Annotated in this window: 18 protein-coding genes; 12 read left to right on the top strand and 6 right to left on the bottom strand. The window is 59.8% G+C overall.

What is annotated here, in order from left to right:
- The first annotated feature begins 11 nt into the window (after positions 1-11).
- The 3 genes from grpE to dnaJ all read left to right on the top strand — a co-directional run bounded on the left by grpE (position 12) and on the right by dnaJ (position 4,155).
- The gene (gene grpE / locus NFS22_RS07595) at positions 12-581 is read left to right on the top strand and encodes a nucleotide exchange factor GrpE (protein ID WP_277614754.1); all 570 of its coding nucleotides are present in this window, start codon (positions 12-14) and stop codon (positions 579-581) included.
- A 396-nt stretch (positions 582-977) separates the two neighbouring features.
- Entirely contained in the window at positions 978-2,825 is a 1,848-nt protein-coding gene (gene dnaK, locus NFS22_RS07600; protein WP_251317108.1) for a molecular chaperone DnaK, read from the top strand.
- Positions 2,826-3,009: 184 nt separating this feature from the next.
- Complete coding sequence (gene dnaJ, locus NFS22_RS07605; protein ID WP_251317109.1) at positions 3,010-4,155, top strand: molecular chaperone DnaJ; 1,146 nt, start codon at positions 3,010-3,012, stop codon at positions 4,153-4,155.
- 44 nt (positions 4,156-4,199) lie between these two features.
- Here dnaJ and trxA read toward each other — a convergent pair whose 3' ends face one another.
- Together trxA and NFS22_RS07615 are read right to left on the bottom strand one after the other, a co-directional pair.
- Complete coding sequence (gene trxA, locus NFS22_RS07610) at positions 4,200-4,511, bottom strand: thioredoxin (protein ID WP_251317110.1); 312 nt, start codon at positions 4,509-4,511, stop codon at positions 4,200-4,202.
- A gap of 34 nt (positions 4,512-4,545) precedes the next feature.
- On the bottom strand, positions 4,546-5,421 hold the full coding sequence (locus tag NFS22_RS07615; protein ID WP_251317111.1) for an NAD(P)/FAD-dependent oxidoreductase: 876 nt from the start codon (positions 5,419-5,421) through the stop codon (positions 4,546-4,548).
- A 312-nt stretch (positions 5,422-5,733) separates the two neighbouring features.
- On the opposite strand from NFS22_RS07615, the gene NFS22_RS07620 reads away from it, so the two are divergent.
- Positions 5,734-7,437: a glutamine--tRNA ligase/YqeY domain fusion protein gene (locus NFS22_RS07620; protein ID WP_251317112.1), complete on the top strand. Its 1,704-nt coding sequence runs from the start codon at positions 5,734-5,736 to the stop codon at positions 7,435-7,437.
- A 36-nt stretch (positions 7,438-7,473) separates the two neighbouring features.
- Here the strand turns inward: NFS22_RS07620 and NFS22_RS07625 are convergent, their stop codons facing one another.
- Together NFS22_RS07625 and NFS22_RS07630 are read right to left on the bottom strand one after the other, a co-directional pair.
- Positions 7,474-7,992: a methylated-DNA--[protein]-cysteine S-methyltransferase gene (locus NFS22_RS07625; protein WP_251317113.1), complete on the bottom strand. Its 519-nt coding sequence runs from the start codon at positions 7,990-7,992 to the stop codon at positions 7,474-7,476.
- A gap of 153 nt (positions 7,993-8,145) precedes the next feature.
- A complete protein-coding gene (locus NFS22_RS07630) occupies positions 8,146-9,072 on the bottom strand; it encodes a LysR family transcriptional regulator (protein ID WP_251317114.1) in 927 nt (308 codons plus the stop codon).
- A 327-nt stretch (positions 9,073-9,399) separates the two neighbouring features.
- Between NFS22_RS07630 and NFS22_RS07635 the strand changes: the two genes are divergently transcribed.
- From NFS22_RS07635 to NFS22_RS07650, 4 genes are all read left to right on the top strand, one after another.
- Complete coding sequence (locus NFS22_RS07635; RefSeq protein WP_251317115.1) at positions 9,400-9,918, top strand: hypothetical protein; 519 nt, start codon at positions 9,400-9,402, stop codon at positions 9,916-9,918.
- Positions 9,919-10,071: 153 nt separating this feature from the next.
- A complete protein-coding gene (locus tag NFS22_RS07640) occupies positions 10,072-10,560 on the top strand; it encodes an NADH-quinone oxidoreductase subunit NuoE family protein (RefSeq protein WP_251317116.1) in 489 nt (162 codons plus the stop codon).
- Complete coding sequence (locus tag NFS22_RS07645) at positions 10,553-12,451, top strand: NADH-ubiquinone oxidoreductase-F iron-sulfur binding region domain-containing protein (RefSeq protein WP_420908850.1); 1,899 nt, start codon at positions 10,553-10,555, stop codon at positions 12,449-12,451. Before NFS22_RS07640 ends, NFS22_RS07645 begins: the two co-directional genes overlap by 8 nt.
- Positions 12,452-12,456: 5 nt before the next feature.
- On the top strand, positions 12,457-14,154 hold the full coding sequence (locus tag NFS22_RS07650) for a [FeFe] hydrogenase, group A (protein WP_251317117.1): 1,698 nt from the start codon (positions 12,457-12,459) through the stop codon (positions 14,152-14,154).
- A 35-nt stretch (positions 14,155-14,189) separates the two neighbouring features.
- On the opposite strand, the gene NFS22_RS07655 is transcribed toward NFS22_RS07650, so the two are convergent.
- Entirely contained in the window at positions 14,190-15,371 is a 1,182-nt protein-coding gene (locus tag NFS22_RS07655; RefSeq protein ID WP_251317118.1) for a pyridoxal phosphate-dependent aminotransferase, read from the bottom strand.
- A 251-nt stretch (positions 15,372-15,622) separates the two neighbouring features.
- Here NFS22_RS07655 and NFS22_RS07660 point away from each other — a divergent pair, with 251 nt between their 5' ends.
- A complete protein-coding gene (locus NFS22_RS07660) occupies positions 15,623-16,384 on the top strand; it encodes a phosphoenolpyruvate-utilizing N-terminal domain-containing protein (protein WP_251317119.1) in 762 nt (253 codons plus the stop codon).
- Between the two features lie 344 nt (positions 16,385-16,728).
- Positions 16,729-17,103: a RidA family protein gene (locus tag NFS22_RS07665; protein ID WP_251317120.1), complete on the top strand. Its 375-nt coding sequence runs from the start codon at positions 16,729-16,731 to the stop codon at positions 17,101-17,103.
- Between the two features lie 64 nt (positions 17,104-17,167).
- On the opposite strand, the gene NFS22_RS07670 is transcribed toward NFS22_RS07665, so the two are convergent.
- The gene (locus NFS22_RS07670) at positions 17,168-17,548 is read right to left on the bottom strand and encodes a hypothetical protein (protein WP_251317179.1); all 381 of its coding nucleotides are present in this window, start codon (positions 17,546-17,548) and stop codon (positions 17,168-17,170) included.
- Between NFS22_RS07670 and NFS22_RS07675 the strand changes: the two genes are divergently transcribed.
- Both NFS22_RS07675 and NFS22_RS07680 read left to right on the top strand, forming a co-directional pair.
- Entirely contained in the window at positions 17,474-19,492 is a 2,019-nt protein-coding gene (locus NFS22_RS07675) for a PAS domain-containing protein (RefSeq protein WP_251317176.1), read from the top strand. The two genes, NFS22_RS07670 and NFS22_RS07675, sit on opposite strands and share 75 nt — an antisense overlap.
- Before the next feature lie 41 nt (positions 19,493-19,533).
- A complete protein-coding gene (locus tag NFS22_RS07680) occupies positions 19,534-20,010 on the top strand; it encodes a NanQ anomerase/TabA/YiaL family protein (RefSeq protein WP_251317121.1) in 477 nt (158 codons plus the stop codon).
- The last annotated feature ends 15 nt before the right edge of the window (positions 20,011-20,025 follow it).

The following is a 20,025-nucleotide window of genomic DNA, read 5'->3' on the forward strand; positions in this document are numbered from 1 at the left end:
GAGCATGAATCGTGAGTAAGAAGAAAGAAAAGAAAGAGCTCCCTGTCCAGGAGGACTCCATGGAGGAGGTCCTGGAGGAGCAGGCTGGAACAGCGGAAGCTGTCCCGGAAGAGCCGCAGGCCGATACCCCCGGCCCTGAGGCAGAACAGGAGGAGGCTCCCATTGTGGAGCAGGTGGTCTCCAAGGACCAGTTCCTCCGCCTGGCCGCCGAGTATGACAACTACCGCAAGCGCACCGCCAAGGAGAAGGAGAGCCTGTGGACCGACGCCAAGGCGGATACCGTCCAGGCCTTTCTCCCCGTCTATGACAACCTGGAGCGGGCCCTCAAGCAGGACACCGCCGACGAGGCCTACAAGAAGGGCGTAGAGATGACCATGAACCAGCTGAAGGAGGTCTTCGCCAAGCTGGGGGTCACCGAGATCGAGGCCCAGGGAAAACCCTTTGACCCCAACCTCCACAACGCCGTCATGCACATCGAGGACGAGAATCTGGGAGAGAATACCGTAGCCCAGGTCTTCCAGGCCGGGTTTATGCTGGGAGAGAAGGTCATCCGCTTCGCTATGGTCCAGGTGGCCAATTAACAGCCCTCCACAGCGGAAAAGGCTCCTTTGGCAAAGGAGCTGTCAGCCTTCAGGCTGACTGAGGATTGTGGTTCGCGAAGCGAACCGTACGAAGTAAACCAGGTTTGCAAATCGGTATTATTTCATACATTTTGCTTCGAAAAATACAATCCTCCGTCACGGCTTCGCCGTGCCACCTCCTTTGCCAAAGGAGGCTTTGGAGGAACCCTGTCACAAACGCGTCTACCGGAGCAAGGAGGCCGGATGAACATGTGCAGATCCTGCAAAAACATTCAATTCACCCTGATGGTCAGCGCCGGACTGCTGGTCTGGCTATCCGCTCTGTTTGGCGTGGGAGCTATGCTCCTGCATTGATTTGTTAACACCAATCTTTTATATATTAGGAGGAAAAATATCATGGGAAAAATTATTGGTATCGACTTAGGAACCACTAACAGCTGCGTAGCGGTGATGGAGGGCGGCGACGCCGTTGTCATTGCCAACGCTGAGGGCAACCGCACCACCCCCTCCGTCGTGGCCTTTTCCAAGGACGGCGAGCGGATGGTGGGCCAGGTGGCCAAGCGTCAGGCCATCACTAACCCCGATCGGACCATCAGCTCCATCAAGCGGGAGATGGGCTCCGACTACCGGGTGGAGGTGGACGGCAAGAAGTACACCCCCCAGGAGATCAGCGCCATGGTTCTGCAAAAGCTGAAAGCGGACGCCGAGGGCTATCTGGGCCAGCCGGTCACCGAGGCGGTTATCACCGTTCCCGCCTACTTTACCGACGCCCAGCGCCAGGCCACCAAGGACGCGGGCAAGATCGCCGGTCTGGAGGTCAAGCGTATCATCAATGAGCCCACCGCCGCCGCTCTGGCCTACGGTGTGGACAAGGAAGAGGCCCAGAAGATCATGGTCTACGACCTGGGCGGCGGCACCTTCGACGTGTCCATCCTGGACATTGACGACGGCGTCATCGAGGTGCTGGCCACCGCCGGCAACAACCGCCTGGGCGGCGACGACTTTGACAAGTGCGTTATGGACTGGATGGTGGCCGAGTTTAAGAAGGCCGAGAGCGTGGACCTGTCCGGAGACAAGGTTGCCATGCAGCGGCTGAAGGAGGCCGCCGAAAAGGCCAAGATTGAGCTGTCCGGTGTGACCACCACCGCCATCAACCTGCCCTATATCACTGCTGACGCCACCGGACCCAAGCACCTGGACCTGACCCTCAGCCGGGCCAAGTTCAACGAGCTGACCCACCACCTGGTGGAGGCCACCATGGGCCCTGTCCGTCAGGCCATGGGTGACGCCAAGCTCTCCGCCGGCGACCTGCACAAGGTGCTGCTGGTGGGCGGCTCCAGCCGTATCCCCGCAGTCCAGGAGGCGGTGAAGAACATCACCGGCCGGGACGGCTTTAAGGGCATCAACCCCGACGAGTGTGTGGCCATGGGCGCGGCCCTCCAGGGCGGCGTGTTCACCGGCGACGTGAAGGACCTGCTGCTGCTGGACGTCACCCCCCTGTCCCTGGGCATTGAGACCGCCGGCGGCGTGATGACCAAGATCATTGAGCGCAACACCACCATCCCCGCCCACGGCAGCCAGGTGTTTACCACCTACTCCGACAACCAGCCCTCCGTGGAGATCAAGGTCCTCCAGGGCGAACGGGAGATGGCCCAGTACAACAAGCAGCTGGGCGTGTTCATGCTGGACGGCATCCTCCCCGCCCGCCGGGGCGAGCCCAAGATCGAGGTCACCTTCGATATCGACGCCAACGGCATTGTCAACGTGTCCGCCAAGGACCAGGGCACCGGTCGGGAGCAGCACATCACCATCACCTCCTCCACCAACATGAGCAAGGAGGAGATCGACAAGGCCATGCGGGAGGCTGAGCAGTTCGCCGCCGAGGACAAGAAGGCCCGGGAGGCCGCCGACATCCGCAACGCCGGTGACCAGACTGCCTATCAGGTGGAGAAGACCCTGGGCGAGGTGGGCGACAAGCTGCCTGCCGAGGACAAGGCCAAGGTGCAGTCCGCCCTGGACCGGCTGAAGGAGGCCCTCAAGGGCGCTGACATCAACGCCATCAAGGACGCCACTGAGGCTGTCAACAAGGAGTTTGCCGAGGTGGGCTCCAAGATTTACGGCCAGGCAGGCCCCGGCCCCGATATGGGCGGCGCAGGCTTTGCCGGCGGCGAGCAGCCCGGCGGCCAGTCCGGCCCCGACGTGGTGGACGCCGACTATGAGGTCATTGACGACGATCAGAAGTAAAATAAGCTTTCCCCCTCAGGGGGAAGGTGGCATTTGCGAAGCAAATGACGGATGAGGGGGCGAACAGAAAAGGAGCAGTGCTCCAGGTCTGCCCCCTCATCAGTCGGCCTTCGGCTGACAGCTTCCCCCCACAGGGGGGAAGCCTTTGTGTGCCACCTTTCAGGCTTGAAGAAGGTGAATCCATATGGCGGAACAAAAACGAGATTATTATGAGGTCCTGGGCCTGTCCAAGGGATGTACCGAGGAGGAGCTGAAAAAGGCCTACCGCAAGCTGGCCAAAAAGTACCACCCGGACGTGAACCCCGGCGACAAGGACGCAGAGGCCAAGTTCAAGGAGATCAACGAGGCCTACGGTATTCTGTCCGACCCGGAGAAGAAGGCCCGGTACGACCAGTTCGGCTTTGCCGGCGTGGATTCCAGCTACGGCGGGGGCGGCGGCATGGGCTTTGACATGGGGGATATCGACCTGGGCGACATCTTCGGCTCCTTTTTCGGCGGCGGCTTTGGGGGCTTTGGCGGCGGGGGCGCCCGACGCAATGGTCCCCAGAAGGGGGAGAGCCTGCGGGTCAATCTGGCCCTCACCTTTGAGGAGGCGGCCTTCGGCTGCACCAAGGAGATTGAGCTCAGCCGCACCGAAACCTGCGAGGAGTGCAAGGGCTCAGGCTGCGCGGCGGGCACCACCGCTGAGACCTGTCCCGATTGCCGGGGGGCGGGCCAGGTACGCATCCAGCGGGGGGCGGGGGGCTTCGCTTTCTCCACCACCACCACCTGCTCCAAGTGCCGGGGAACGGGCAAGCTGATCCACACCCCCTGCAAAAAGTGCAACGGCGCGGGCAGTGTGCGGAAAAAGCAGCGGGTTACCGTCACCATCCCGGCGGGTATTGACGACGGCCAGGCCGTCTCCTTGCGGGGGCAGGGCAATGCCGGCACCAACGGCGGCCCCGCCGGCGACCTGCTGGTACGGATACAGATCAAGCCCCACCCACAGTTCCAGCGGGACGGCGTCACCGTGCTCTATGAGCACCCCATCAGCTTTTATCAGGCGGCCATGGGGGCCGAGCTGGAGATCCCCACCATTGACGGCAAGGTGAAGTACAGCCTGCCCGCCGGCACTCAGACGGGCACCACCTTCCGTCTGCGGGGTAAGGGCATCCCCGAGCTGCGCAGCAGCCGCCGGGGGGACCAGTACGTCACCGTCAAGGTTCAGGTACCCACCTCTCTGAACAGCGAGCAGAAGGCGGCCCTCAACGCCTTTGGGGCGGCTATGGGGGAGGAGGTCCCCGAGGGGGGCTTCAAGAGCCTGTTTGACAAGAAAAAGAAGAAAAAGTAAGAAGCGGGCCCGGTCTGAGAGGAAGACCGGGCCCGTTTTTAAGCTTACAGGTTTTGCTCCAGTACCTGGACAAATGCGTCAGGGGGCATCACACCCACCTTGCGGTCAATCTCCTTGCCGTCCTTGAAAAAGATGACGGTGGGGATGCCGCTTACCTGGTAGCTGATGGCCAGCTCAGGCTCCTTGTCGGTGTTGACCTTGCCGACGACGGCTTTGCCCTCGTACTGCTCGGCCAGGCTTTCAATTACAGGGCCCAGCATCTGGCAGGGGCCGCACCACTCGGCCCAGAAGTCCACCATCATCAGCTTGCCCTCGGCCAGTGTCTTGTCAAAGGTCTCCTTGTCAAAATGAATCATTGTATTTATTCCTTTCTGTTTGTAAAATGATTTTTTAAGGGGTGTGCCCTGTATTTCCCTGCGTAGTTTGGCCGTCCAAATACTCGCAGGCGGACAGGGCGGCTACATGTCCCTCGCCTATCGCCTTGGAAACCTGAAGCGGGCCGCCGGTGCAGTCCCCCGCGGCAAAGACGCCGGGCAGGTTGGTGGCCATTCGGCGGTCCACCTTGATGACCTGATCCTCTGTCTCCAGGGCGGGCAGCAGGTCGGTGGGGGCCACCGCCCGGCGCAGGATGAATACCCCGGCACAGGGGACAAGGGCGCCGTCCGCCTCCAGGCCGGTGACGGTCTGCTCTCCCCTCACCGCCAGCTTTCCGGCCTTGATGTAGGGGATATCTTTGTCCAGCCCCTGGGGCGGGCGGGGGGAGAGGTAGACCACCTGACAGCCCAGGCTTTGCAGGTAGTTGGCCTCCTGGGGGGCGTCAGGGGACAGGCCCACCACGGCGACCGGCCTGTTTCGGTAGAGCATCCCGTCGCAGGTGGCGCAGTAGCTCACCCCCCGGCCCAGAAACTCCGCCTCGCCGGGGTACTTGGCCTGACGCACCACCCCGGGGGCCAAAATCAACGCCCTGCCCTGATACACCTGACTGCCCACCGTGACGGAAAACCCGTTCCAGGCCAGCAGAGACAGGGCCTTGCCGGTGACAAATTCCGCCCCCAGCCCGGAGGCATGACGGAAAAATTCCTCCAGCAGCTCCAGCCCCGTCTGGCCCGGGAGACCGGGGTAGTTGTCCACCCGCTCCGCGCGGGCCAGCGGACTGTCCTGCCAGCGGCTGCCGATAACCAGCACGCTCTTGTCCCGCCCCCGAGCGGCGATTGCCGCCGCAAGCCCCGCGGGGCCAGAGCCTAACACGATCATGTCATAGCTCATATTGTCCCTCCCCTCATACACTGGTATTATACCCCATTTTTCATACAGGAACAAGGGTTTTCACGAAAATCATGTTCAGAACGTCCAGCCATAATTTGTAGGGCGGGACGACCCCAGCCCGCCGCTGGCTGGCGGGAGTGTCCCATTCGCAGATTTTAACGTAGGGGCGGCCTGTGGCCGCCCCTACAGATCACACCAATTCTGATAATTGCTATAAAATGCGCAGTAGGACACTTCTGTTTTCAGGAAATACTTGCAAGGACGGCTTTTCTGGTGTAAAATAGCCCCATTGACAAAGGAGGAGAGAAGCCCATGTCTGACGAGATCAAAACTGCCGCCCCGGAAGAGGCGGAAAGCCAGAACTTTATCCACCAGTTTATCACCGAGGATATCGCCGAGGGCGGCCGCTTTGCCGGGATGCAGGTACACACCCGTTTTCCCCCCGAGCCCAACGGCTATCTGCACATTGGCCACTGCAAAGCCCTGATTATCGACTTCGGTTCCGCCGAAAAGTTTGGCGGCATCTGCAACCTGCGTATGGACGACACCAACCCCGCCAAGGAGGATACCGAGTTTGTGGACGCCATCAAAGAGGACATCCACTGGCTGGGTTTTGACTGGGGAGACCGGTTCTTCTATGGCAGCGACTATTTTGAAAAGACCTACAAGCTGGCCATTGGCTTGATTCAGAAGGGGCTGGCCTACGTGTGTGAGCTGACTCCCGACCAGTTCCGGGAGTACCGCGGCGACGTGAACACCCCCGCCCGCTCCCCCTGGCGGGACCGCCCCATAGAGGAGAGTCTGGACCTGTTCCAGCGGATGCGGGCCGGTGAGTTCCCCGAGGGCAAGTACACCCTCCGGGCAAAAATTGACCTGGCCAGCGGCAACTTCAACATGCGCGACCCGGTGCTCTACCGCATCCGGTATATTGAGCACCACCGCCAGGGCACCAAGTGGTGCATCTTCCCCATGTACGACTTTGCTCACCCCATTCAGGACGCCCTGGAGGGCATCACCCATTCCCTGTGTTCCTTAGAGTATGAGGACCACCGCCCCCTTTACGACTGGGTCATCAACAATACAGACGTGCCCTCCAAGCCCCGCCAGATTGAGTTTGCCCGGCTGGGCATCAACTACACCGTTATGTCCAAGCGGAAGCTGCGCAAGCTGGTGGAGGAGGGCTACGTCTCCGGCTGGGACGACCCCCGTATGCCCACCCTGTGCGGCCTGCGCCGCCGGGGCTACACCCCCGCCTCCATCCGGAACTTCTGTGACCGGATCGGTGTGGCCAAAAATACCTCCACCGTGGAGTACGGCTTTTTGGAGCACTGCCTCCGGGAGGACCTGAACGACCACGCCCGGCGGGTGATGGCTGTCCTGCGGCCTGTCAAGCTGGTCATCACCAACTACCCCGCCGGGCAGAGCGAAACGCTCACCGTGGAAAATAACCCCCTGGACCCCTCCGCCGGGACGAGGGAGGTCACCTTCTCCCGGGAACTGTGGGTAGAGGCAGAGGACTTCCTGCCGGAGCCCATGCCCAAGTATAAGCGGCTGTATCCCGGCGGCCCGGAGTGCCGGCTGAAGGGGGCCTACCTCATCAAGTGTGTGGGATATGAGACCGACGAGGCGGGCAACATCACCCAGATTGCCGCCGAATATGATCCGGACAGCCGGGGAGGCGACCCCGCCGACGGCCGGAAGGTGAAGGGGGCCACCATCCACTGGGTGGACGCGGCCACCGCTGTGGACGCCCAGGTGCGCCTGTACGACAATCTGTTCGCTGACGAGAGCCCCGACAGCGGCGACAAGGACTTTCTGGACTGCCTGAACCCCGGCTCTTTGGAGGTGCTGGAGGGCTGTAAGCTGGAGGCCTCCCTGGCCGCCGCCCAGCCCGCCGACCGCTTCCAGTTCCTCCGCCTGGGTTACTTCTGCGCCGACAGCAAGGATTCCAAGCCCGGCGCCCTGGTCTTCAACCGGGCCGTCAGCCTGAAAGACAGCTTTAAGCCCAAAAAATAAAGACAGAAACCTCCGGTGAAAACCGGAGGTTTTCTGTTATAGACGGAGCTGGTTCAGGCTGACGCCCTCGTGGGCCAGCAGCCAGCGTTTTTTATCTACTCCCCCGGCGTAGCCGGTGAGGCTTCCGTCCGCCCCTACCAGCCGGTGGCAGGGGATGAGGATGGAGATGGGGTTGTGTCCCGCGGCGCTTCCCACCGCCTGGGCGGACATAGAGGGCCGTCCCAGCGCTTCGGCCACCTGCCAAGACAGCTGTCCATAGGTGATAACCTGGCCGTAGAGGATATTTTGCAGCAGCTTCCAGACCTCCAGCCGGAAGGGAGTGCCTATGGGGGACAGAGAGAGCTCCGCAATCTCGGGCCGTTCCCCGGCAAAATACCGGTCCAGCCAGTCTTTCACCTGAGAGAAGAGGGGCAGGCTGTCATTGGGAACAGCCGGTTCGGGAATGGATGCGCCGAAGTATTTCTGTCCCTCCAGCCACAGACCAACCAGACTGTCCTCCCTGCCGCACAGGGTAAGATCCCCCACTGGGGAGGAATATTGGGTGGAAAAATACATAAAAGCTCCTCCTTTTATTGCAAGCTTCAAAATTACGGACATTCAATCTGTAGGGTCGGCCTTTGGCCGCCCACAGAACCGAAGAGGCCTGCCTGTGACAGGCGGGACAGCCGCAGGCCGCCCCTGCAGATGGCAGAAAATCTGGTGATTGTGCTAAATTACCTCTGTTCTCTGGGACCCGGCAGGCAGCAGGGACTCGATTTCAGGCCGGTTTTTCAGCTCCCGGTCCAGGCAGGCGAGGAAAATCCCAGTCAGCTCCTCCTTGCGCCGGGGACCCAGCAGGTAGTAGATGATCTCGTCGGCGGGGCCGCTGTCCAGCCGGCGCATGGTCAGCCCCAGCTTTTTGGACAGAGGGACGGCCACCAGAGCGGGAGCGATGGCCCAGCTGTCCCACCAGCTGTCCTGCCAGGTAAAAAATTCCTCCAGCAGAGACATCTGGTCCAGCACCGCCCGGGGGACCGCCGCCGCGCTGAACCAGAAGGAGTGCCACAAGTCATATTCCGGGTTCCAGGGCAGGCGCAGCTCTGCGGCGGGGTTCAGCTGGGAGGGGTGGACCACCGGGGGCAGGGAGACCTCCGGGCCGGTGAGCAGCAGCATGGGAGAGCGAAAGGCGGGAATGGTCTCCACCTGGGGGTGGTACATATGGTCGGAGATGAGGGCTATGTCCACCAACCCCTGGGCAATGCAGTCGTAGGCCTCCCGGGAGTGGTAATGGTGAAAGGTGAGGGCCCGGCCGGGGGAGAGAAAGTCCCGGAATACCGGGGGCAGCAGGTAGGACACCAGACTGCCCACCGAGGCCGCCCGCAGCACCTGGGTCCGGTCCTGGCCGGCCACCTCCCGGGCCTCCTGCCACAGCAGCCTCCACTTCTCCGCTACCCGAACAAAGTCTCTGCCCTGTTCGGTGAGCTCCGCCCGCCGCTGGCCCGGGCCCCGGTGGACCAGAACACAGCCCAGGGTCTCCTCCAGGGTGCGCAGATGCCGGCTTACCGCCGGCTGCGTGATGTACAAAGCCTGGGCGGCGGCGGAAATACTGCCCAGCCGGGCCACCGCCAGAAAGACTTCAATTCCCTGCTGTGTCATGGAATCCCCCCTGCTGCAAACATCAAAATTGCCGGCAGCGGGCCGCCCTCTGGACAGCCCGCAGGACTTTTGAAGTCTGCTGAAAATATAATGGTCAGGTTATATTATAATCTGCCCTCTCTCTTTTGACAAGGGCGGGACAACTCGGTCCGCCGCTGATTTGCAGCTGCTGCCAACGGCGCGCCGGGGTGGTCGCGCCCTAACATAATTGATTTCTCCGGGCAGGATATCTGGAAAAATCAGGTTTGTCCTTGCAACCCTCTTGCCCCTGTGATACAATCATTTTATCGGAAAAACGGTCGAAATGGATGAGAAGGAGAGAAGATCATGGGGGAGCAGAAGAACATGCCGGCCGGGGAGGCAAAGCTGAGTCCGGAACTGATGGCAGAGGTATGCCGGGCGCTGAACTTTGACCCCGCCGCCTTTGCCAAGCGCCACGGGGAGGAATTTACCCACCTTTACCTCAGGCTGGACGGGATGCTCAGCTACGTGGGGGATGAAATTGTCGCCTACCTGGCCAACCGGGTTAACGAGTGTCTGTCCAAGGCGGAATACGCCCTGCTGTCCTATATGGAGTACGCCGGGCGGGAGGAGAAAGATGCGGACTCCGACCACTTTGCCCATGCGGTGGCCAACTATCTGAAGGCGCGGCGGAAGGTGGGCAGCGACTGGGTCTATGCCTTTGAGGGGGAGGGCGCCAAGGCCCGCTGCCTGGAGGTATACCCTCAGATGTATGCCATTTCTCAGGCCATGTACGCCTTTGCCAAAGAGACGGGGGAGTTTAAGGAGATTGCCAAAACCGACGGCCCGGAGGCCTGGCCCAACCCGAAAAAGATGAAACTGTGACAAAACAGCGGTGTGGATTCATCCACGCCGCCGTTTTTACAAAAAATGACGTATTTCCTGCAAAATTTTCTTGCAAAATGACAGGCCTTATGATAGAATCGTGTTCAGCGTATTTTTGGGGAAAATAACGAAAAAGAGAGGAGAAAGTAAGCCATGCCTAACGGAATTTCCATGGAACGGGTGGAAGAGATCATCAACAGCTATGGCTGTCAGGTCCACCATCTGATTGCGATTATGCAGGATATCCAGGCAGAGTACAAATACCTCAGCCCCGCAGTGCTGGAACGCATTGCGGAAAAGCTGGACATTGGAGTGGCCAAAGTATACAGCGTAGCTACCTTCTATGAAAACTTCTCCCTGGAGGCCAAGGGCAAGTACATCATCAAGGTCTGTGACGGCACCGCCTGCCATGTACGCAAGTCCCAGCCCATTTTCAATGCCATCCGGGAGTATCTGGAGCTGGAGGGCAAGCAGAAGACCTCCGCCGACGGCCTGTTCACCCTGGAGACGGTGGCCTGTCTGGGGGCCTGCGGTCTGGCCCCTGTGGTGACGGTAAACGACCAGGTCCACTCCAAGATGAGCCCGGAGCTGGCCATTGACCTGCTGGAGAAGCTGAGAAAGGAGGAAGGGGTCAATGTCTGAGATGAACCGTGAACGGCTGGAGGTCCGCCGGGTCAAGGCCAAGCGGGCCCTGTCCTATCAGAAGAGGCAGGTGCTTTTGTGTGCCGGTACCGGCTGTATCGCCGGCGGCTCACTAAAGCTGTATGACTACATCAAGGAGGAGTGTGCCCGCCGGGGGCTGGACGTCTATGTGGGCCTGACCCAGGAGGGGGAGACTGAGGACGTCACCGAGCCCAAGGGGGACGGCATCTATCTGAAAAAGAGCGGCTGCCACGGCTTCTGCGAGATGGGCCCACTGGTTCAGATTGAGCCGGAGGGCATCCTCTACACCCATGTTCAGCTGGAGGACTGTGACGAAATTATCGAGAAGACCATCCTTAAGGGCGAGGTGGTGGACCGCCTGCTCTATGAGCTGGACGGCGTAAAGTACACCCGGCATGACGAGATCCCCTTCTACCACAAGCAACACCGCATCGTGCTGGAGAACTGCGGCACCACCGACGCCGAGGACATTGACGAATATCTGGCCAGGGACGGCTACGCGGCCTTTGAGAGGGCCCTGTTTGAGATGACTGACGAGGCCATCTGCAAGGAAATTCTGGACTCCGGCCTGCGGGGCCGGGGGGGCGGCGGCTTCCCCGCCGGGCGGAAGTGGGACAGCGTGCGCAAGCAGCCTAAGGGGAAGAAGTACGTGGTGTGCAACGGCGACGAGGGCGACCCCGGCGCCTTTATGGACCGCTCCATTATGGAGGGCAACCCCCACTCCATCATTGAGGGGATGTTGATTGCCGCCCTGGGGGCGGGGAGCGACGAGGGCTATATCTACGTCCGGGCCGAGTACCCCCTGGCGGTCAGCCGGCTGAAAACCGCCATTGCCAAGGCGGAGGAGATGAACCTGCTGGGCGACCACATCCTGGGCACCGAGTTCTCCTTCCGCCTGAACGTGAACCGGGGCGCGGGGGCCTTTGTGTGCGGCGAGGGCTCCGCCCTCACCGCCTCCATTGAGGGCAACCGGGGCATGCCCCGTGTAAAACCCCCCCGGACCGTGGAAAAGGGCCTGTGGGCCAGCCCCACGGTGCTCAACAATGTGGAGACCTTCTCCGCCGTCCCTCTGATTATCCGGAAGGGAGCCCCCTGGTTTAAGTCTATTGGTACGGAGAACTCCCCCGGCACCAAGGCCTTCGCCCTGACGGGCAATGTGGTGAACACCGGCCTGATCGAGGTCCCTATGGGGGCCACCCTGCGGGAGATCATCTTCGATATTGGCGGCGGCATCAAAGACGGCAAGAAGTTTAAGGCCGTCCAGATCGGCGGCCCTTCCGGCGGCTGTCTGACGGAGGAGCATCTGGACATGCCCCTGGACTTCGACTCCCTGAAAAAGCTGGGGGCCATGATCGGCTCCGGCGGCCTGGTGGTCATGGACGAGGACACCTGCATGGTGGAGGTGGCCCGGTTCTTCATGAACTTCACCCAGAACGAGTCCTGCGGCAAGTGCGTCCCCTGCCGGGAAGGCACCCGCCGGATGCTGGAGATTTTGACCCGTATCGTCAACAACGAGGGCAGCCTGGAGGACCTGGACCTGCTGGAGGAGCTGTCCGCCACCATCAGCGAGACCGCCTTGTGCGGCCTGGGCCAGAGCGCCTGCAAGCCGGTGCAGAGTACCCTGAAATATTTCCGGGATGAGTACCTGGCCCACGTGGTGGACAAGCACTGTCCCCACTGCAACGGCCGCAAGAAGGTGCTCCAGATCGACCCGGAGCTGTGCAAGGGCTGCGGTAAGTGCATGAGGCAGTGTCCCATGGAGGCCATCACCGGCCAGATTCGGATGCCCCATGTGATTGACACGGAAAAATGTATCAAGTGCGGCGCGTGCTGGGGCTGCTGTCCCTTTGGCGCCATTCGGGAGGAGTGAGCGGTATGGCAAAGGGAATTATGTATATCGACGGCCAGCGGGTCCCCTTCGACGGGGAGCCTAACGTTCTGTCCGTCATCCGGAAGGCCGGCATTGAGATGCCCACCTTCTGCTACTACTCCGACCTGTCGGTCTACGGCGCCTGCCGGATGTGCGTGGTGGAGGACGAGCGGGGGAAGATTGAGACCTCCTGCTCCATGCAGCCCCGGGACGGGCTGAAAATCAAGACCAACACCGCCCGGCTGCTCAAGCACCGGCGGATGATTCTGGAGCTGATGCTGGCTTCCCACAACTGCTCCTGTACCACCTGCGAGAAGAGCGGTGACTGCCACCTTCAGGAGCTGGCCATGCGCTTTGGCGTACGGAGGGTCCGCTTTGGGGACAGCCGGGAGGAGTCTGAGCTGGACGACTCCAGCCCCGCCATTGTCCGGGACCCCAGCAAGTGCATCCTGTGCGGCGACTGCGTGCGAGTGTGCGGCGAGGGCATTGGTATGGGCATCATCGACTTTGTCAACCGGGGCTACAACATGCGGGTGTCCCCCGCCTTCGACCGGAAGCTGAGCGAAACCCACTGTATCAGCTGCGGCCAGTGCTCTGCCGTCTGTCCCACAGGGGCTATCACCATCTACAACGAGATCGGCCGGGCCTGGCGGGCCATCCACAACCCCAACAAGCGGGTGGTGGTGCAGATTGCCCCCGCCGTCCGGGTGGCTATCGGCGAGGCCTTCGGCCTGCCCGCCGGTCAGAACGCCCTGGACCAGCTGGTCACCGCCCTCAAGCTGATGGGGGTGGACGAGGTGTACGACACCACCTTCGGCGCCGACTTTACCACCATTGAGGAGGGCACTGAGTTCCTACGGCGGCTGGAGCGGGGCGGCCCCTTCCCCATGTTTACCAGCTGCTGTCCCGCCTGGGTGAAGTATCTGGAGCATGAAAATCCCAAATATCTCAAGCATATCTCCACCTGTAAGTCCCCTATGGAGATGTTCGCCGCCCTTTTGAAGAACCGCTACGCCAAAAAGGACGCGGAGGACGGCCGCACCACCTTCCACATTGCCATCATGCCCTGCACCGCCAAGAAGATGGAGGCCGCCCGGCCTGAGTTTATCCATGACGGCAAGCGGGATGTGGACCTGGTGCTGACCACTCAGGAGGTGGTCAACATGATTAAGGAGTCCGGCATCCAGCTGCCCCAGATTGAGCTGGAGTCCCCCGAGCTGCCCTTTGGCCTGGGCTCCGGCGCAGGCGTCATCTATGGCACCACCGGCGGCGTGGCCGAGGCGGTAGTCCGCTTCTGCCTGCCCGACAAGTCTAAAAATGTACTGCGGGAGCTGAAATATTCCCCCCTCCGGGACAACAAGTCTATCCGCGTGGCCGTGATCCGGGTGGGGGACCGGGATGTCCACCTGGCTATCGTCCACGGTCTGGCCAATGCCCAGAAGCTGCTGAAAGAAATTGAGGCGGGCAATGCCTATTTTGACCTGGTAGAGGTTATGACCTGTCAGGGCGGCTGTGTAGGCGGCGCGGGCCAGCCCCACGGTGTGAAGCAGGACAAGGCGAACCGGGCCGAGGGCCTGTACAATCTGGACCGCATGGCCCCCTTCAAGCGGGCCGAACGCAACCCGGTGGTGGGTGCTTATCTGGAAAAGCTCACCGAGGAAGAGCGGCACCAGATGCTCCATGTGGATTACGTGAAAGAGTAAGGGAAAGACCCTCCGCCCGGGCGGAGGGTCCTCTTTTATTTGTAGGAGTCGGCCAGCTGCTGGAATTTGGCCAGAGAACGGCGGATGGTGTCAGTTTGTACGCAGTAGGAGATGCGCACGTGGCCCGGCGTGCCAAAGCCGGTGCCAGGGACAATCAGCAGGTCAAATTTCTTGGCCCTCTCGCTGAACGCCACATCGTCGGCCTCCAGGGTGCGGGGGAAGAGGTAGAAGGCCCCGCCGGGCTCCACAACATGGTAGCCCATCTCCCGCAGGGAGGAGACCAGCAGATTCCGGTTATCCTCATAGACCCCGATATCGGCGGTCATATCACAGCACATGGAGGTCACCTGCTGGAACAGGCTGGGGGCGCACACGTAGCCCAGGGAACGGCCCGCCCCCGCCACAGCGGCGTAGACGTCGTCCCCATCGGTGACATCCTGGGGGACGAACACATAGCCCAGACGCTCGCCGGGCAGGGACAGGGACTTGGAGAAGGAGTAGCACACAATGGTGTCCCTGTAGATGTGGGGCACCCAGGGGACCTCCACCCCGGCGTAGACAATCTCCCGGTAGGGCTCGTCGGAGATGAGGTAGATGGGGTGGCCGAACTGTTTGCTCTTCTCGGTGAGGATGGCGGCCAGCCGTTCCAGTGTGGACCGGGAGTACACCACGCCGGAGGGGTTGTTGGGGCTGTTGACCAGTACGCCCTTGGTGTGCTGGGTGATGGACTTCTCAAAGGCGTCAAAGTCAATCTGGAAAGCCTCTATTTCCGGGGGGATGAGCACCATTTTGGCTCCGGCGCCCTCAATGAATACCTTGTACTCGGGGAAGTAGGGGGCGAAGACTACAAACTCGTCTCCGGGGCAGGCCAGAGCGTTGAACACGCAGCACAGCGAGGCGGCGGCCCCCACGGTGAGGTAGAGCCGTTCGGCGGTGCAGCCGGCGTTGAAGCGCCGGTTCAGGGAGGCGGCAAAGCGCTCCCGGGCGTCCTGAGCGCCTTGGGCGCTGGTATAGGCGTGGATCAGGTCGGGCTGTTCTTGGAGCAGGCGGATGGCCGTCTCATTGACAGCAGAGGGGGAGGGGACGCTGGGGTTGCCAATGGAGAAGTCAAAGACGTTTTCCGGTCCTACCTGGGCGGCGCGGACCTTGCCGTATTCAAACAGCTCCCGGATTACGGACCGGGCGGTGCCCAGTCCCTTCATACGTTCAGAGACCATGAGGAAACCTCCTGTGTTTTTTGGTAGCATTTATTATATCACAGCAATTTATTGGAGTAAAGCGGGAAAATGACTGTTCTCCAGGACAGAAAGCCGGGAAAATTGCTAAAAACTGCCAACAGGGATGAAGTTGAACAAGAAAACTTAAACAAATCCACCAAATTTGGAAATTTCTGACCTTTACAAAGGGGACGGGCAGAGCTATAATTTTTAAAAATTACTGGATAACAGCATGGAAAGGTGGCGGCGAAATGCAGGTATTGAAGGGAAAAGCCATCATGGAGCAGATCGTGGCTGGCCGGCTGTGTTTTTACCGCCGGCCTGTGCCCCAGGTCCAGCTGTACACCCAGGGAGACTGGCGGCATGAGGCCAACCGATTTCACCAGGCCCAGCAGACCGCCATTCTGGAGCTGAATACCCTCTATCACCGAGCGCTGAACCAGGTGGGGGACGGGGTGGCCTCCATCTTCCTGATTCACGGAATGCTGCTGGAGGACCACGACTATGTGGAGACCGTCCGGGGCCTGATTAACGGCCAGGGTGCCACGGCGGAGTACGCCGTTCAGATGGCGGAGGTCAGCTTTGCCGCCGCCTTTGCCGCTATGGACAGCCCCTATATGCGGGCCCGGGCGGCGGACATCCGGGATATCTCCCAGCGGGTGCTCCGGGCGCTGATGGGCGGGCGGCAGATGCTGCTGATGGATGAGCCGGCCATTCTGGTGTCTGACGACTATCTGCCCAGCGAGGTGATGGACTTCGATCAGCACCGCCTGCTTGGGCTTATCACCCGAAAGGGCAGTCTGGACAGCCACACCGCCATGCTGGTGCGGGCTTACCATATTCCCGCCATTGTGGAGGTCCCCCTGACCCCCAGGTGCGAGGGGCGGCTGGCCCTGATGGACGGCTATACCGGTGATGTATACATAGACCCGGAGCAGGAGCAGCTCAACCAGCTTCGAGAGCTCTATCAAGCCAACGGCCGTCCCAAAGGCCTGGCGTTGAGCGTGAACTAGATGGAAAAGGAGCGGCCTGTGTCTGCCCTGGATTGTCAAAAAAGCCTCCCTCTTTGAGGGAGGTGGCACGGCGAAGCCGTGACGGAGGGAGTTTATAGCAATCGTCAGAATTGCCGCCCCTGCAACCGCTGATTGGCAGCTTTTGCGGACGGCGCGCCGGGGTCGTCGCGTCTTGCAACGTCAAAATTGATTTCCGTGTCTGACCGTTTAAACATCTTGCTTTTTTTGAAATACATTATATAATATGTAATATGCTTCAAAAATGTGGATGTCAGGCTGTCCCTGTATCTGCCATCCATTTTGATGCGTTTTATGAGAGGGTTCAAACATCAAGGAGGCTTTTTATGAACAAAACGATTACCGCCCCAAATGCTCCAGCCGCGGTGGGTCCCTATTGTCACGCCAAACTGGCGGGCAGCACCTTGTATACCTCCGGTCAGCTTGGTCTGATTCCCGCTACCGGGGAGCTGCCCCAAGGTGTAGAGGCCCAGGCTGCCCAGGCACTGGACAACCTGTCGGCTGTACTGGCTGCCGCCGGAATGAGCTGCGCTGATGTAGTCAAAACCACCGTATTCCTTGCGGATATGAACGACTTTGCCGCAATCAACGCCATCTACGCCAAGTATTTCCCCGGAGAAGCTCCGGCCCGCTCCTGCGTCCAGGCAGCCGCTCTGCCCAAGGGGGCCTTGTTTGAGATTGAGGCCGTGGCTGTCCAATAAAATTGGAAGAGTTCGGTATACTTGTTCTCCACCAGGTATAGACTTGTTTATACGTCTGAACTGCTTATTTTGCTGCTTTCTTTTTCTTGGGAAAGCAGCTCTTTTTTATAGTTGCCTTTTTGGTATCTTCTTGTTCATGCTTATATTTATAGTAATGATTGCCAATGTTACCTTGAATCTCAAGTCTGGCTGTGATAAAATAAAAATAGTCGACTGAAAGCGGCCGCGTTTTCTGAACAGGGTAAATTATGTCATTTATAAACGGCAGAAGGGACCGGTGGGCTTTATGCAGAAACAGGAGAGGAACAAGCGGCGTTCTTTGACCCTCAGTGAGCAGACTTTCCCGATTATAGAACAGATCACTGCGGGAATGCCCGGCGGTTTCTTTATTTATCACGTTGATGGGGACAGGGAATTGATCTATGCCAATCAGGCGCTCATTCATATATATGGCTGTCAAAGTTTGGAGGAATTTCAGGAATACACCGGCTATACCTTTTCGGGGCTGGTTCATCCGGAGGATTTAGAGGCGGCGCAGCGGAGCATTGAGCAGCAGATTTATACGTGCGGCAACGATCTGGACTATGTGGAATACCGCATGGTGCGAAAAGACGGCGCGGTGCGGTGGATTGAGGACTATGGACATTTTGTCCATACGGAAGTTTTCGGCGATCTCTTCTACGTCTTTGTGGAGGACGCCACCGAAAAGCATTTTAAAGCGATTGATGACGCCCACACGGTCAGGCTGGCTCAGGAGCGGCTGGAGGCTTTGGAGGCGCTGGAGCATGAGACCACGGCGCTGAAGCTGGTGCATGAGATTTTAAGCTCAGGTATGTGGACCATGGAATTTGACCAGCGGGGGCAGATGGTCAGCGTCTTTTGGAGCCAGGATTTCCGGGCCATGATTGGTTACCGGGATGAGGAGGATTTTCCCAATGTGCTCTCCTCCTGGTCTGATCTGCTCCACCCGGAGGACCATGACTGGGTACTGAAGGAATATTACGACACCATTGACGACTACACAGGAAAACGGGTTTACAATGTGGAGTACCGCCTGTTGACCAAGGACCGGGGCTACCGCTGGTTCCGCGCCACAGGCAAGCTCTCCCGGCGGGAGGACGGCACCCCCATCACTTACGTGGGCATGTTTGTGGATATCACCGAACGCAAGGAGACCGACGCCAAGCTCCAGGAGCAGCACAAGCTGCTGGAGGAGGCGCTGGAGAGGGCCCAGCGGGCCTCCCAGGCCAAGACCATGTTCCTGAACAACATGTCCCACGATATCCGCACCCCCATGAACGCCATCATCGGCTTTACCAATCTGGCCGCCACCCATCTGGACAACCAGGAGCTGGTGCGCGGCTATCTGGGCAAAATTACCGCCGCCTCCAGCCATCTGCTCAGCCTGATCAATGATGTGCTGGACATGAGCCGCATTGAAAGCGGCAAGGTGGTGATAGACGAAAAGCCCTGCAGCCTGTCCCAGATTCTGCGGGACCTCCAGTCCATCATCCAGGCTGATCTGACAGAAAAGAAATTGAATTTTTGTCTGGACGACAGTGCCCTGATTCACCCCTATGTGGTATGCGACCAGCTGCGGCTGAATCAGGTGCTGCTGAATATACTGAGCAATGCGTTGAAATTTACCCCGACAGACGGGTGTATTTCCATCACTGCCACAGAGCGGCCGGGGGATCAACCGGATACCGCAGTTTATGAATTCTGTATCCATGACACCGGAATCGGCATGGCGCCGGAGTTTCTGGAGCACATTTTTGAACCCTTTGAGCGGGAGCGGACCTCTACCGTCAGCGGTATCCAGGGCACAGGCCTGGGCATGTCCATTACCAAAAACCTGGCCGAACTGATGAACGGTCAGATAACCGTGGAGAGCCGGAAGGGGCAGGGCAGTACCTTCACATGCAGCTTTCCCTTCCGGTTCGGCCAGGCCCCCGACGGGACAAATGCCTTGAGAGATTCCACTGTTCAGAATCTCACCGGCTGCCGCCTCCTGCTGGTTGAGGATAACGAGCTCAATCAGGAGATTGCCGTCACCATTCTGGAGGAGGCCGGCTACATAGTGGAGGTGGCCTCTGACGGGGCTGAGGCAGTGGAGAAGGTTTGCCGCTCCGGGAAAAACCCCTACGACCTGGTCCTTATGGATATCCAGATGCCTGTGATGGATGGTATTGAGGCCACAAAGGCCATCCGCGCCCTGTCCGACCAGAAGCTGGCCAGTCTGCCCATTGTCGCCATGACCGCCAACGCCTTTGAGGAGGACCGCCAGCGGGTCCTCTCCGCCGGGATGAACGGCCATCTGGGCAAGCCCATTGATATCAAAAAGCTGTTTTCCACCTTACAGAATATTCTGGGCACTCCAGAGTGTTAAAGTGTGGGATAAAAGCGAATCAATTTGAACGGAGGGAAACTATGATTTTTTCAAAGCTCAACGGGAAGGACCCCTGGACCGCTTATCCAAAGGCGGTGTGTCAGGCGCTGGAATTTCTCCGGCGGACCGACTGGAGCACCATAGAGCTGGGCAAGCACCCCATCCTTGGGGAAAAGATGTTTGCCAACGTGATGGATATGACTACCCGTCCCTTCGAGGGCTCCCATCCGGAGATTCACAAGAAGTATATCGACCTGATGTACTGGCCGGAGGGGGGAGAGAAGATCGGTGTAGCGCCCTATCTGGGCACCGAACCTGTGCTGGAATCCCGTCCGGAAAACGACATCGCCTTTCTGGCCAGTGTGGACAATGAGAGTATCCTTACCGCCACCGCAGGCTGTTTCGGCGTGTTTTTCCCCTGGGACGCCCACCGGCCCGGCCTCTTTCTGGAGGACGGCCCCGCTGTCAGCCGAAAATGCGTGGTGAAAATCAGCATGGAGTTGCTTGACGGGGAGTGACCCCCATTTCCACAA

The organism is Flintibacter muris (assembly GCF_943192995.1).
Taxonomy (GTDB): Bacteria; Bacillota; Clostridia; order Oscillospirales; family Oscillospiraceae; genus Lawsonibacter; species Lawsonibacter muris.

Coding starts and splice junctions, on each gene's coding strand:
- dnaK (WP_251317108.1), top strand. CDS start 978: ATGGGAAAAATTATTGGTATCGACTTAGGAACCACTAACAGCTGCGTA.
- dnaJ (WP_251317109.1), top strand. CDS start 3,010: ATGGCGGAACAAAAACGAGATTATTATGAGGTCCTGGGCCTGTCCAAG.
- trxA (WP_251317110.1), bottom strand. CDS start 4,511: ATGATTCATTTTGACAAGGAGACCTTTGACAAGACACTGGCCGAGGGC.
- NFS22_RS07615 (WP_251317111.1), bottom strand. CDS start 5,421: ATGAGCTATGACATGATCGTGTTAGGCTCTGGCCCCGCGGGGCTTGCG.
- NFS22_RS07620 (WP_251317112.1), top strand. CDS start 5,734: ATGTCTGACGAGATCAAAACTGCCGCCCCGGAAGAGGCGGAAAGCCAG.
- NFS22_RS07625 (WP_251317113.1), bottom strand. CDS start 7,992: ATGTATTTTTCCACCCAATATTCCTCCCCAGTGGGGGATCTTACCCTG.
- NFS22_RS07630 (WP_251317114.1), bottom strand. CDS start 9,072: ATGACACAGCAGGGAATTGAAGTCTTTCTGGCGGTGGCCCGGCTGGGC.
- NFS22_RS07635 (WP_251317115.1), top strand. CDS start 9,400: ATGGGGGAGCAGAAGAACATGCCGGCCGGGGAGGCAAAGCTGAGTCCG.
- NFS22_RS07640 (WP_251317116.1), top strand. CDS start 10,072: ATGCCTAACGGAATTTCCATGGAACGGGTGGAAGAGATCATCAACAGC.
- NFS22_RS07645 (WP_420908850.1), top strand. CDS start 10,553: ATGTCTGAGATGAACCGTGAACGGCTGGAGGTCCGCCGGGTCAAGGCC.
- NFS22_RS07650 (WP_251317117.1), top strand. CDS start 12,457: ATGGCAAAGGGAATTATGTATATCGACGGCCAGCGGGTCCCCTTCGAC.
- NFS22_RS07655 (WP_251317118.1), bottom strand. CDS start 15,371: ATGGTCTCTGAACGTATGAAGGGACTGGGCACCGCCCGGTCCGTAATC.
- NFS22_RS07660 (WP_251317119.1), top strand. CDS start 15,623: ATGCAGGTATTGAAGGGAAAAGCCATCATGGAGCAGATCGTGGCTGGC.
- NFS22_RS07665 (WP_251317120.1), top strand. CDS start 16,729: ATGAACAAAACGATTACCGCCCCAAATGCTCCAGCCGCGGTGGGTCCC.
- NFS22_RS07675 (WP_251317176.1), top strand. CDS start 17,474: ATGCCCGGCGGTTTCTTTATTTATCACGTTGATGGGGACAGGGAATTG.
- NFS22_RS07670 (WP_251317179.1), bottom strand. CDS start 17,548: ATGAATGAGCGCCTGATTGGCATAGATCAATTCCCTGTCCCCATCAAC.
- NFS22_RS07680 (WP_251317121.1), top strand. CDS start 19,534: ATGATTTTTTCAAAGCTCAACGGGAAGGACCCCTGGACCGCTTATCCA.